Source organism: Nonlabens sp. (assembly GCF_018401815.1).
GTDB lineage: Bacteria > Bacteroidota > Bacteroidia > Flavobacteriales > Flavobacteriaceae > Nonlabens.
The window spans coordinates 371819-385989 of sequence record NZ_JAGYKG010000004.1 but is presented as its reverse complement, the minus strand read 5'-3'; the positions used below and the strand labels follow the sequence as shown (position 1 = coordinate 385989).

12 protein-coding genes are annotated in these 14171 nt (G+C 37.0%); 3 read left to right on the top strand and 9 right to left on the bottom strand.

Translation table 11 applies throughout. From position 1 onward, the window contains the following. From KG732_RS10120 to KG732_RS10110, 3 genes are all read left to right on the top strand, one after another. Positions 1-290, top strand: a 290-nt coding sequence (locus KG732_RS10120) for a DNA-binding protein (protein WP_213523174.1), incomplete at its 5' end; no start/stop codon positions are given. Positions 291-436: 146 nt separating this feature from the next. After that, on the top strand, positions 437-682 hold the full coding sequence (locus KG732_RS10115) for a hypothetical protein (protein WP_213523172.1): 246 nt from the start codon (positions 437-439) through the stop codon (positions 680-682). Positions 683-829: 147 nt separating this feature from the next. Beyond that, positions 830-2119 (top strand): M20 family metallopeptidase, encoded by a 1290-nt coding sequence (locus KG732_RS10110; protein ID WP_213523170.1) that lies wholly within the window; start codon positions 830-832, stop codon positions 2117-2119. A 186-nt stretch (positions 2120-2305) separates the two neighbouring features. Here the strand turns inward: KG732_RS10110 and KG732_RS10105 are convergent, their stop codons facing one another. The 9 genes from KG732_RS10105 to glgP form a co-directional block, all read right to left on the bottom strand. Then, the gene (locus KG732_RS10105; RefSeq protein ID WP_213523168.1) at positions 2306-3229 is read right to left on the bottom strand and encodes a 1-phosphofructokinase family hexose kinase; all 924 of its coding nucleotides are present in this window, start codon (positions 3227-3229) and stop codon (positions 2306-2308) included. 121 nt (positions 3230-3350) lie between these two features. Next, positions 3351-4427 carry a glucokinase gene (gene glk, locus KG732_RS10100; protein ID WP_213523166.1) on the bottom strand — a complete coding sequence of 359 codons (1077 nt, stop codon included), beginning with the start codon at positions 4425-4427 and terminating at the stop codon, positions 3351-3353. A 140-nt stretch (positions 4428-4567) separates the two neighbouring features. After that, positions 4568-4765, bottom strand: a complete 198-nt coding sequence (locus KG732_RS10095; protein WP_213523164.1) for a hypothetical protein — start codon at positions 4763-4765, stop codon at positions 4568-4570. Beyond that, positions 4762-5166 carry a hypothetical protein gene (locus KG732_RS10090; protein ID WP_213523162.1) on the bottom strand — a complete coding sequence of 135 codons (405 nt, stop codon included), beginning with the start codon at positions 5164-5166 and terminating at the stop codon, positions 4762-4764. Before KG732_RS10090 ends, KG732_RS10095 begins: the two co-directional genes overlap by 4 nt. A 48-nt stretch (positions 5167-5214) precedes the next feature. Continuing rightward, positions 5215-5364: a hypothetical protein gene (locus KG732_RS10085; RefSeq protein WP_213523160.1), complete on the bottom strand. Its 150-nt coding sequence runs from the start codon at positions 5362-5364 to the stop codon at positions 5215-5217. A 172-nt stretch (positions 5365-5536) separates the two neighbouring features. After that, positions 5537-7921, bottom strand: coding sequence for a phosphoenolpyruvate synthase (ppsA, locus tag KG732_RS10080; protein ID WP_213523158.1), 2385 nt, complete (start codon positions 7919-7921; stop codon positions 5537-5539). Between the two features lie 571 nt (positions 7922-8492). Then, complete coding sequence (locus KG732_RS10075) at positions 8493-9257, bottom strand: exodeoxyribonuclease III (RefSeq protein ID WP_213523156.1); 765 nt, start codon at positions 9255-9257, stop codon at positions 8493-8495. Between the two features lie 111 nt (positions 9258-9368). After that, positions 9369-9839 (bottom strand): pyridoxamine 5'-phosphate oxidase family protein, encoded by a 471-nt coding sequence (locus tag KG732_RS10070; protein WP_213523154.1) that lies wholly within the window; start codon positions 9837-9839, stop codon positions 9369-9371. A gap of 24 nt (positions 9840-9863) precedes the next feature. After that, on the bottom strand, positions 9864-14114 hold the full coding sequence (gene glgP, locus KG732_RS10065; protein WP_213523152.1) for an alpha-glucan family phosphorylase: 4251 nt from the start codon (positions 14112-14114) through the stop codon (positions 9864-9866). Between the last annotated feature and the right edge of the window lie 57 nt (positions 14115-14171).

Below are 14171 nucleotides of genomic sequence, written 5' to 3'. Positions count from 1 at the left end.
TGGAAGTTACTGGTTATGTAAAATACATAAGAGAAGATGGTAAAATAGACGTTTCCCTTAGACCACAAGGCTTTCTAAACGTAATTGATACCAACGTAAAAAAAGTGTTAGAAAAGTTAAGAGAAAGTCCAGAGGGAACTATATCAGTGACCGATAAAAGCTCACCAGAAGCGATACGGTTACACTTTACTATGAGTAAAAAGTCCTATAAAAAAGCCCTAGGAAGTCTGTATAAACAAAAGCTTATTCTTATTACAACAGATAGTATAGAATTACTAGAAAAAAACTAAAAAGTTGCATCACGCAGCTTAGCATCATAGGTGACAAGAAGTCTATTCTTTCTAAATTTGATACTTCTGGAAGTCTATACTTCTAGGCACTTCCCAACAGTTTAAAAAATTAGCGGGATGATTTCTTATTTTAAAATAAATCAATAATGAAAAAGAAGACCCACACAAAAGAACAGTTACAAAAACGCTATTGGTGGTTTGGAGGTCTTGGCACGGCTGTGTTGGGTATAGGCCTGTCTGCGTTAGTAGAATGCGGTTTTTTAAAACACAGTCAAGCTGAACCATGGCAATGGATTGCCGGTGGAACCTTATCTCTAATTTTGATCATGACCGGGATCAATTTTTTATTTGAATCCTTTTCTTGTAAACAAGAAATGTCCCAATCCAAATAAAAAAAGACTATTGCACCGCGGGTAGACCTACTCGTATATAAGCCGCAAGTCTAGTTATTGGATCTGTTCTTGTGTTCTATTTGCAAGGGAATAACTAAATTTGTTATTTGAACACCTCCCTAATACCACACCAACAACAACGGGCCTATGAATTTTAAAAAAAACTTTTTGTTATGCGTTTTGATAGGCAGCCTGTTTACTTCTTGCGAGCTCACGGAACAACAAAATATTCATCAATTAGTTAAACAAGATACCAATGAGGTTTTTGATCGTTTAGTTCAAATAAGGAGAGATTTTCACGAACATCCGGAGCTCGCTGGAAAAGAAAAAAGAACTTCTAACATCATTGCTGAATATTTAACCCATTTAGGCTTAGAAGTGAAAACAGGTTTTGCTGGTCATGCCGTCATGGGTATTTTAAAAGGTGGGAAAGAAGGGGGAAGTATCGCCTGGCGAGCTGATATGGATGCTTTGCCCAATATTTATGGCGATAACACCTCCCTCAGCACTCAAAAATCAGGAAAACAGCACGGCTGTGGACACGATGTTCATATGGCTATAGGACTAGGTATAGCTAGTGTATTAGCGAAAAACAAAGAGGCTATTTCAGGTACTATTTATTTTATATTTCAACCAGAGGAGGAAACATTCACCGGTGCAAAAAAAATCCTGCACAGCGACCTATTTTCTAAAATACATCTAGATGAAATATATGCTTTACACGTGACGGACTTGCCTGTTGGTAAGATCATGGTGAAGCCCAAGGAACCTTTCGCGTATCAAAAAAGAATACAATTAACTTTCCACAATACATTAAAAAAAATGGAAGCAGCAACTCTTTATACCCAAATAAGAAGTCAAATGCTTCGGAAAAAGCCTGGAGGAAACCCTTGGGAATTACCAATGGTTTTTGATGCTGCTAGCGGATTGAACAACCTTAATACTGTTTTTGAAGATTACCTTTTTTTAGAAGAAAATGTAGCAATCGAGTCTACGGAGCAGCAGCTGCACCTAAAGGCCTATTTGTATGAAACAGATGCATCCAACTTGGAATATATAGTACCTAAAATCGCAGCGATCATTGGCAATTCTAAACATAAAGAGAAATTTATCTCTGCTTCTTTTATTCAAGAAAATCCAACCGTTATAAATAAAGAGGAGCTCACTAAACAGGCCATACAAACGCTTAATGATATTTACGGAACGGACACTGTTGTGAAGGCTTATGGTCAGATCCCCTATTTTAATGACGACTTCTGTTACTTTCAAGAAACTACTCCAGGTGTTTATTTCTTTTTGGGTGGCACCGATAAGGACAAGGGAATTCGTGCCATGAACCATACCCCACATTTTGATGTGGATGAAGAAAGTATCCGAATTGGTGTGCGTTCTTTTTCATCTTTGATTTTAGAAAGGGCAAATAAATACGGTAGTTAACGTACTCGACAGAAGTAAAGTTTTATTTATCTTATAGGTACCCGTTTAAATTAGTTGGAAACATCCGCTTTCGCGAAAGCAAACTGGTAAAAAACCGTTGCACCCATCACCTAATGGGAAAATAAGTAATCGATACTATCCTTATCACAACAGTACCGCCTCTATAGGAGCTTAAAACCCAACGCACTATCCGATCATATGTAGTATTTTAGTCACATTAGTTGTACTACCTAGCGAGGTTCCTTCACTCATAGTCGTGGCTACCCCACAGGCAACCCCCCATTTTAAAATGTCTCGATCTGCAAAATTATTCTTAATGGCATAAATCAATCCTGCGACCATACTATCCCCTGCGCCTATTGTACTTTGTACGGCAACTGATGGCGTGGGTTGATACACAACACCTTCTTTTGAGGCCAGAAACGCACCTCTAGCACCTAGTGAAACCACTATATAAGTCGCTTTTTTAGTAGCGATCATTTCTAAAGCAACAGCTTCTTGTTCGGCGCTGGATAAAAAGCTTTTACCAGCCAATTGTGCGAGCTCTTTTTGATTGGGTTTTAAGAGAAATACAGGCTCTTTTAGCGCTTCCATAAGTGCTGGTCCAGAGGTGTCAATGACCACTTTAATGTTTTTTAAGGAGGTATGTGCAATCCATTGGGTATAATAATCTGTGGGTATTCCTTCGGGCAAACTGCCACTTAAAACCAATATGTCCTTTTCATTCAATTGCTTATCCACAAAAGTTTGTATGGTTTTTAATTCTGAGTTGTATAAAGTACCGCCGGGCATACCAAAACGATATTGCAACTTAGTGTGTTCATCCACCACCGACAGGTTTTCGCGGGTCCATTCTTTTACAGGAATCTGCATCGCAGGTACTCCTTCTTTGAGCAGTAAGTCGTTAAGATGTTTACCGGTGTGCCCCCCAGAAGGGAATACACAATTTGTTTTTTCTCCTAATCTATGCAACATCCTGGACACATTAACTCCGCCACCGCCAGGTTGGTAGTGAATAGAATGACATTTAAGTTTTTGTGTAGCGATAAGACCGGCCACTTTCGCGTTTTTATCCAAAGCAGGATTGATGGTAAGGCTTGTTATATTCATTAGAAAATAGTAAGGTTAAGCTAAAGTTTAAAAAATTGACTGGGACTGTATACAATCCCTCTTTGCGCATTCTTGAATTATTTCAGTTAGGGAGTTGGTAAGGTATTGATTTTCCAAGTAATTATTTTCCTAGTTGGGCCGCTCCATAAAGCGAAGCCCCTAAGAGTGCCGCTTTATCATTTAAGATGACTTTTACCGGCACCAGTCTAAGCAATTCGTCCATACGACCTGACTGTATAAAGCCTCTATTAAAAATGCTTAAATCCATTCCTTCTATTATTTTGGGGACAATTCCTCCTCCTATATAAATGCCTCCAGTAGCTTTCATTTTTAATGCCAGCTGTGCTGCTTCAACAGATAAAAACCTCGTGAATAGATCAAAAGCTTCTTTACAAACCATATCCTTCCCCTCCATAGCCGCTTGGGTTATTGCTGCTGCCGGATGACCACTTTGTATTTGTTGCTGAAGATACTCAGGAACCATTTGCCCTTTTTTCTGAATTAAAAATGTATAGATATCATAAATACCAGGACCCGATAAAACGCGTTCCCAGCTTACATGTTGATAGCTTTGATGCATATACTTCCATAAATCGATCTCCAAATCATTACGAGGGCAAAAATCACAATGTCCCCCTTCTGAAGCAAAAGGGAGGTAGTGCGTGCCATCCCAGTACAAACCTACTTCTCCAAGACCAGTCCCGGGAGCTATAATGACTGCATTGCCAGGCACATCAGCTCCTTTCTGTAAGGTTTTAAAATCAGTTTCTTTAAGAGCGGCCAACCCATAGGCGTTTGCCTCCATATCGTTCAAAAGAGTCACCGCATCCATCTTTAATTCTTTTCCGATTTCATCTCCATTTATTTCCCATGGCAAATTAACACCTTGAACTTTATTATTGATAACTGGTCCAGCTACACCTGTGCAAATACTATCAATTACTGGGCTTTTTTTAGGATGAAAATTATAAATCATATCTATAAAAGAAGGCTGTTCTTTAGTACGGTACTTTTTCTCTTTAAGTTGAAAAAGCTGTCCATCTTTAACTTGATATAATGCCAAATGTGTTTTAGTACCTCCTACATCTGCTGCCAATACAATCGCTTGTTGGTTGAGGTTGATGTTCTTAAAATAGGCTAAGGGTACCTCAGCTTGGTTAAGGTTAGATAAAGATATGCTGTAGGATTTGTGTATCATATTACGCATTTAGGCGATAGAAATATTCTTTACTAAATAAATATTTGGAATGAAATGAAGTAACTTAATTCCATCCTCCATAGGCCTTTAAAAGGCTTTTCTTACAGATACCAATCCCATACTACCAGCTCTTTAATTAATTACGGCAGTACGAGCAGCTGCTGAAAATCATCCTCTACAGAGGTACCTGCAGCATTGATCCATCCGGCTCTTCCCATATAACAATGAACCACTTGATAACTTGCAAGATCAATTGGATGGTCCATAGTTAACTTCGTATCTACTACATCGCTTGTTTTTCCAAAGTTATCAAGTGACATATATTCTCCTTTATTCATGGGCAATTTTTGTTGGATGATATTGACTTTATAGGGACTCCCAAATGATTAACCTGCCCAGTTAATTCAGCACTTACACTATAATCTTTATCGTATTTAAATGCATCATTTATAAGATAACACCATAAAATAGTGAACAGGCCTAACTCATGAACCTGCTGGCATGCCTTGCTTGTTTCTTGTATTTGTCTATCAGATTCTGGGGAACCAAAATATATAGTTGCTTCTACTTCTTTAGCTTCTAAATTCCAAGCCTGTTTAACTTCTCCAAAATACATTTGGCTTAAAGTATTTGGATAACTTAATAACTCATTGTGATTCCATTTTTCTTTAGGTATGGTTGTGCATTGATGTTCTAACAAGTATGCGGTATCTTTTTTTAAAAGTGATTCCATTTTCATCAAAGTCTCTTTAAGATTATTGAACTTTATGACGTACTAACGTTTAATTCATGTTGTACTTTTTCTAATAGGTACAACATCAAGCACCTCATAAAGTAACCTGCCTAAGGCAACTTCAATTTTGGAAGCAACTAGTTTAGGGCGTTGAACAAAAGGAGATCCAAAAGTTGTAAAAGCAGCAGCATTGCGATATCCCAATCTGTTATTTAAAACAAAGTTGGTCGCATACCTTTTAAAAGCAGGCGTTACAACCTATTAGACAGAAGATAAATAAAAAGAGATGCACCTTCTCCTTTACTGAAGAAGTTACCCTTCTTTTTTTTCATCTTTAGAATATTTCAATTACAACTCGTTCCTATACTTTTATGGATCAAAGCTCTTCTAAATTCGCTTCGGCAGTATTTATATTTTTTATTCCTGAAATGAGCGCGTCTGGATTAAAAGAAATACTATCGATGCCCTTTTCTACTAAAAATTGGGCAAATTCTGGGTAGTCACTTGGCGCTTGTCCACAGAAGCCAATTTTAGTTTTTGTCTTACGAGCAGAGGAAAGAACCATAGCAATCATTTTTTTTACTCCCGGGTCATTGACATCAAAAATATCGCTCAGCAATTCAGAATCTCGATCGACGCCTAATGTCAATTGAGTTAAGTCATTAGAGCCAATAGAGAACCCATCAAAATAATGAGCAAATTCCTCTGCTAGCAAAACGTTATTAGGGATTTCAATCATCATATAAAGCTCTAAAGCATTTTCTCCTCTTTTCAGGCCGTTGTTTTCTAAAAGTTGGACCACCTTATGGGCTTCTTTTAAAGTGCGGCAAAAGGGAATCATAACTTTAATGTTTTCCATTCCCAGTTCCTCACGCACCATTTTCAAGGCTCGGCATTCCAGTTCAAAAGCATCTTTATACTTGGGGTGGTAATAACGAGAAGCTCCTCTAAATCCTATCATGGGATTAGATTCCACAGGTTCAAATTGTTGTCCTCCTATAAGATTAGCATATTCATTTGATTTAAAATCGCTGGTACGCACAATGACCTCTTTAGGGTAAAAGGCTGCTGCGATAGTAGCTACAGCCTCTGCTAGTTGATGAACAAAGTAATCTTCCTTATTGGGGTAATGATGCGTCAATTTTTCAATCTTTTGCTTGACCTGTACATCTTTTATCCATTCAAAATGCCTTAATGCCATAGGGTGTATTTGAATGCTGTTATTAATTATAAATTCTAAACGCATGAGTCCTACACCACTATTGGGGTACAAGGAGCACTTAAAAGCTTGTTCTGGATCTGCCAAAATAAGCATGGCTTGGGTTTGAGGTGTTTTAAGATCTTTTATATCTACTGCTGTTTCTGTCCATTTAAGTTTTCCGTCGTAGGCAATTCCGGTTGTTCCTTCTGCACAAGAAATGGTGATCTGCTGCCCGTCCTGGATAACATTTGTTGCATTGACACAACCTACAATAGCTGCTACTCCTATTTCACGAGCAACTATTGCGGCGTGACTGGTACGTCCCCCTTGATCAGTTATAATACCTGCTGCTTTTTTAAGAATAGGATCCCAGTCTGGATCTGTTTTTTCTGTAATTAAAATTTCTCCTTGTTGCAGCATATCAGACTCTTTTGGACTGTGAAGAATTCTAGCTTTTCCTGTGGTTATTTTATTACCAAGTCCCATCCCTCTTGTAATTTCCTTACCTTTTTCAATTAAGGAATAAGTGGTTATTTCTAGTTTGTTTTTTGCGCTTTGAACCGTTTCTGGTCTTGCTTGTACAATAAAAAGCGCCTTAGTTAATCCATCTTTGGCCCATTCAATATCCATAGGAATCCCGTAGTGCTCTTCAATAATAACCGACCATTTAGCCAATTGTACCACCTCAGTATCAGTTAAAACAAATTGCTCTTGCTTTTCTATAGTAGTGATCAGATTTACCGTACCACTTCCAGAATCGTCATAAATCATGGTCTTTTCTTTACTGCCTAATTTTCGGGAAATTATAGGTTGTTGTACACCTTTCTTTAAACTAGGTTTAAACACAAAGTATTCATCTGGATTGACACTTCCTTGAACAATGTTCTCTCCCAAACCCCATATGCTAGAAACCAAGACAACCTTGTCAAAGCCAGTATCAGGATCTATTGTAAAATTAACGCCCGAACAAGCCAAGTCAGAACGCACCATTAATTGTACCCCTATAGACAAGGCCACCTTTTTATGATCAAAACCATTGTCCTCCCTGTATTTTATGGCACGATCTGTAAATAGAGACGCATAACACTTCTGGCATGCAGCTAGTAACTCCTCCTCTCCTTTTACATTCAAATAACTTTCTTGCTGACCTGCAAAACTAGCATTAGGCAAGTCTTCGGCGGTAGCACTACTTCTTATTGCTAAGGAAATGTCAGTGCCGTACTTATTTTTAAGAGCAGCATAAGCTTCCTGAATAGCTTCCCTTATGACCTGAGGTATGGATGCTATTGAAAAATGTTTTCTGATCGCAGCACCAATTATTTTTAAGTTTGAAAAATCCTTGGTATCTAATCCTTGCAACTCATCAAAAATAGATTCCTTTAAATGCTGCTGTTCTAAATAATACCAATAGGCATCAGAAGTAATGGCAAACCCGTCAGGCACTTGTACATTCTTTAAAGTTAATTTTTGAAACATTTCTCCTAATGAGGCATTTTTACCGCCCACAATAGCAATATCTTGTATATCAATCTCACTAAAGTTTTTAATGTAGTCTCCCATGGTTATCATTTTAAGCAGCAATAACTTGTGTTTTAATGACCTAAATATCTCATAAGAGTGAGGTACTCCAAATGATATTTATCATGTACCGTCTAATAATTGGAAGCCCCACAGGGAGCTCTTTAATAAAGATCACAAAAAAAACTTCTTGTTCCGCTTTCGCGAAAGCGGAATTCCACAGATTTTGGAACTGTTTTGAGCTCGTGTAGTTGGTACTCAAAACATCTACAAAATAGGTCTAGGAGCGGTGCGTATGTTCTAAAAATAAGTTCATAATTCCTGTGATTTGAGTATGCCTAAAGTTTCAACCTTGTTTTGGCCGTAGGCAAAAAAATACTTATTGATTTCAAGTAATCAAATAGACATTTCTGCTTTTTACAATTCGTTTCTAAGCATAGTAGTTCAGCCTCTATATTATAAATGTGTTGATCCAACGAGATGAATGCCCGCTTATAGTTGGTAATTAAAATGGGACCATAAGGGTCGATCTTTATGAATTAATTTCTCGCTCTTTCTTTTATTCAGGCCATTAGGCTTTACTCGGCAATCTCTACCGCTTTAAATAGCTCTTCTATATTTTTATTTCCATAATGACTGGACAATGGTCAGACCCATACCAGTCAGAGGCTATTTTTATGGAGGTAACCTTCTTTACTAGAGAACTGCTGGTTAAAAAGTAATCAATTCTCCATCCTATATTCCGCTCTCGGCCCTTAGATCGGTAACTCCAATAGGTATATGCGACATCCTTAGGATGTAAAATCCTAAAAACATCAACCAATCCACTTTGAAGCAATGCTTCCATTCCATCAATTTCTATTTGAGTATAACCAGCTACTTTATTATAATTAGCCAGATCATTCTTTAAATCTATAGGTTGATGGGCAACATTAAAATCTCCAGCAACTATGATGGGTTTCTTTTCTTGGAGGTTCTTTAAAAACTTTAGAAAATCCTGATCCCACTTTTTCCTATAGGTTAACCGTTGCAGTTTTTGTCCAGAATTAGGTGTGTAAACATTCACTAGATAAAAATAAGTGTATTCAGCACATACTATTCTGCCTTCTGCGTCATGTTGCTTTATTCCCATATCATTAACTACAGCAATAGGTTTTGTTTTAGAAAGTAATACAGTGCCGGCGTATCCCTTTCTATCTGCTGGGTTTGAATAAATATTATAATCACTAAAGTCGTTCAATGAAGTTGCTACATCCTCTATTTGCGCTTTTGTTTCTTGTAAGCATATGATATCTGGGCTCATTATCACCAGAGCATTTATAATGTCTTTTTTTACAATAGCTCTAAGTCCATTCACATTCCAAGAAACAATAGTCATATTATTTTGCTGTATGAAAGTTAGTATTGAAAGACCCTATGTGCTTTTTTAAACATCAATAGCACTTACTTATGACTAAAGGGCACAGTCCCGAAAGTTTAAAACCTTAGCTTAACTCTTATTAATTGCATTAGGCACTCTTTGCTTTCCTATAATTTCAAGTATATTAATTTGATAAACTATTGGGATACCTACTGAGGCTAATTCTATAGAAAATTCGCTGATAAAGTGCAGGTCTCTTTTTTCTTTTTTTCTAATTACTTTCCTTACACCAATTGCAAATTGATGTAAAAAGTATTTGGCATCAACTCCATGAAGCTCTTCAAACACTCCAACAACCAATACTGATTTCCAATTGTTGACAGACTCTACTTCTTCGACTACTAGGGAGACATTGTTATGCTTCCTCATGGCATTTATTTTATGCCCCTCCACCGCATAACAAATAACAGTGTTTTTAGTTGCATTGTAATAATAGGTTATAGGTACCACATACGGCCTGTCTTTTGATACAAATGCTAAATGACCTAAATAATTATTCTTTAGGATTTTAATGCCTTCATTTTTTTCTAGCTCGCTCATTTTTTCTGTGTTTTATAATTGGTATCAAATCCATTTTACAAGAGGTAGATCCCTAGGAAATTGCATCAAGGAGTTTTTTGGAAAAAATCTCAAGTCATATTGGAATGCTCCTGTAGTATTGGCAGTGATTCTTCCTCTATAAATAGCTTGTTTATTTTTGGATGCGACCATTGGCAATTCTTCTATACTATTAATCTGATAGCGGCCATCTTTTAAACGTTTTGCAAAAACCAGTTCTACACCTATCTCTTTTGCTGGTAGTCCATTTAAATTCAAAATAACCTCTGCATTAAATTCATCTCCTAACTGTAATGGCTCTATATTATTTGAAAACTGAACTTCAACCACAGAAATTTTAGACCATCGATCGCTTATATTTTTAGACCAGTTGACAATACTCTTTGTAGTTTCATAGTTGTTTTCTCTTAAACTCTGCACCCTTTTGTACATTTTACTATAGAACTTTTCAATGTACTCGTTTAACATTCTGGTAGTTGTAACTTGGGGAGCAATATGTTCAAATGAATTTTTAATTCGCTGGACCCATTTTTCAGAGACCCCAGATTGGTTTTTATCAAAATATTCGGGAATAATCTCGTATTCTAAGATATTATAGATCATTTCAGCATCTATATCGTCTTGATCAGCTTGATGCTCATAAATAGATTCTTGCGGTAACGCCCATCCTGCATCTTCTCGATAGGCTTCAGCCCACCAACCGTCCATAACGCTGAGATGTAGTGTACCATTCAAAACAGCCTTCATACCACTGGTGCCAGAAGCTTCCTTCTCTCGTTGTGGGGTATTGAGCCATAAGTCTGCACCTTTTACAAGCAATTGAGCTAAGGCCATATCATAATTTTGAATAAATAAAATTCTACCTACAAATTGTGGTTTTTCTGAAATCTCAACAATTCGTTTGATCAATTTTTGTGCAGTTGTATCTGCTGGATGTGCCTTCCCTGCAACTATAATTTTAACAGGTTTGAGTGTATGATTCACTAATTTCTCAAGCCTCTTTAAATCTCTGAACAATAAGTCGGGGCGTTTATAGGTAGCAAATCGGCGAGCAAAAACAATAATAAAATCATCCTCCTTTAAAGAGTGAAGAACCTCATATACTGCTGCAGGAGGTACATGCAAGTCTTTTAACCCAGATCTTAATATATTTCTAATTCCGTTGATCAATTCTTTTTTTAGTTCTTTTTTGATCTCCACAATTTTATTGGAAGAAATGCTGGTGATTTTTGACCAATAATTGGGATTAGAAGTCTGCTGTAAAAAATCACCACCAAAAGTTTCTGTAAATAATTGTTGCCATAATGGCGCCATCCAGGTAGCAAGATGAACACCATTTGTGACGTAATTTATTCGTAATTCTTCTTCAAGAAATCCTTTCCATAGAGGTTGGAACATTTTTTGGGTTACTCCTGCATGTATTTTACTAACCGCATTTATATCTCCTGATAAGCGAGCAGCAAGACAACTCATAGAAAACTTTTCATTTACATCTGAGGCGTTGATTTTTCCAAATGCCAAAACCCGATTCCAAGGCACATTTAAAATTTCTGAAAAATGAGATAAATAACTTCGTAATAAATTTTCATCAAAAGTATCTAGCCCAGCGGGTACAGCCGTGTGAGTTGTAAATAAAGTAGAGGCAGTAACCACTTGTCTGGCTTCCTCAAAATTTAAGTTTTTGTGTGTCACCGCCCTTAGCAGACGGAATAAACCCGTAAATGCCGTGTGTCCTTCGTTGTAATGAACTAAGTCAGGAGTCATGTTTTGGGTTTCCATAAATTGAAGAGCACTTAAGGCCAATACTAATTCTTGTCTTAAGCGATATTCCTTATCTCCCCCATATAAGTGATGTGTTATGCTCTTGTTTTGGTCACCATTCTCTGCAATATCTGTATCAAATAGATAAAGACACACTCTACCTACCTCCACTTTCCATACTTGTACCATAACAATAGGTCCCCTAAATGGTATTTGTAAAATCAAATGCTTACCTTCTTTATCCCTTACTGGCTCTATTGGTAACTGAGTAAAGTGTTGCTTTTCATATGTGACAATTTGTTCCCCTTGAAATGTTAATCCTTGACTAAAATATCCATACCGATAAAGCAGTCCAAATGCAGCGATATCAAGATTCTGGTCACTAGCTTCTTTTAAATAATCTCCCGCCAAAACACCCAGCCCTCCAGAATAGATAGGTAGTGATTCATGCACCCCGTACTCCATGCATAAATAGGCAATTTTAGGAGCTGCTCTTTTTGAGCTTACAGCCTTATAATCGTGTAGCTTTTTAGTGATATTCTTTAGATTCTCTAGAAATACAGGATCTTTGGCCAATTTCAAAAAATGTGAATAGGTAATAGAACCTAATAAAGCAATCGGATTGTGATGAACTTGCTCCCATAAGTTCCTGTCAATGGAGGAATAGAGCTCCTTTGCTTCAGGATTCCAAGACCACCATAAATTTTTACTCAATATTTCAAGATCTTTTAAAGCCGTAGGGACTTTAAACTGAACCATTGCACTTTTCCAAATAGGTTCGTTGGACTCTGGAAGTTGGGTATATGATGTAGCGTCTACTTTGAGTGTTCTTTCTAAATGACGAGTTCTTAGAAGATATCTTTTCAAAGCGATATCATAGACCTTAATGTAATTAAGAATTAAATTTTTCCACAAAAACGATCTGGATAGTTCAAAGGCCTTGGCTCTAGCGGCTGCGACTTCATTTTCATTTTTATTACTAAAATCATTTATGTAATTACAAATTTGTTCAGTAACCGTTTCGTGGTTGAAATCGGACCGCTCAATAACCAACATTCCATCTTTAAAATCACTAAACATTGATTTTACTTGCAATCCAAAACCTGTTAAGGTAGTTGTAACTGTAGGCACGTGAAAGGCTAGACTTTCCAAGGGAGTATAACCAAAAGGTTCATAGTAGGAAGGAAATACGCTAAGGTCAAAACCTATCAAAATATCGTAATAAGTCATATTAAAGACTCCATCTCTACCATCTAAATAGATGGGTGCAAAAACGATTTTCACCTTGTTTTCTTTGTCATTCAACAATCCACAATTTTTAATTTGCTGCCAGATAGCATCGTGATCGGGATCTTGTAAGAAATGAGTTGCTACTGATGGTTCTCCCCCTTTTTTAAGAACTCCTGATGTTAATCCCTCTAGCACTTCAGGTTTGGCACAGGTATGTGCAGCAGGAACGGTTACAAATGCTATGACATCACGTGAACTATCTTTTTTATGGTTCAGATTAGCTAATGCGTCTATAAAAAGATCAATTCCTTTGTTCTTGTACTCATATCGACCGCTAGTTGCCACTATTAAACTATCTTCTTTTGCTCGGTAGCCAAATACTGCAGAAGCTACATTTAATAAATTTTCTCTAGCTTCTACACGCTTTTTGTCAAATACCTCTTGGTTAGGCACAAAAGAATCATCAAATCCATTGATAGTTACTTTATCTACCGCTTTACCTAATAGCTGCTCACATTCTTTAGCCGTATTATCGCTAACTGTTGTAAATGTATCAGCAATAATAGCAGCTGCTTTTTCTAAGGAGTGTTTTGATAGAATATTAAAATCTTTAGCCACCTGGTCTCCATTATAGGTGTTAAACTTGCTGTAAAATGGAAGTCCTCGACCACACAGTGCTCTCCCTGTTACCGTTGCATGAGTAGTAAAGACTGTAGCTACATCTGGAACCGTATTTTCAAGATATAATACACCAGCTCCTGTCATCCATTCATGAAACTGTGCCAAAACTATAGTGTCTTGATCCAAATAGAAGGTCTTAAAACTTTCAATGATTTTACCACAAGCATAGCCAAACAATGCTGGTTCTATATAATCCCACCCCCCTTTTAAAGAGTCCAACTGATTTCTGCTCCAAAGTTCTCCAAATATTTGATCCTTATTTGAAAACAAAGGAGAGAAATCAATAAGAATGGTAATGGGTTTGCTCGGTATATCCCATCGACCTACCCTAAACTTAATTCCATTGATATCCAACCCTTCTTTCCATGTTTTAAACATTTCTGAATCTTCCATAAAGGCTGTGTTTCCCTCTAAACCTTTGTACAAATCAGGACCTACCATCATAAAATGATCGCCGTATTTTTCTTGCATTAAAACGGCCTTGGTTGATATAACGGTATAAATTCCCCCTACTTTATTACATACTTCCCAACTTACTTCAAAAACATAATCAGGTTCCTTATATTTTCCCTCCTTCTTTTCCATGTTTTAAAATGTTTTTATCTTCTCTATTATTTAGTTTTTAACGCTCCAATGGAATCA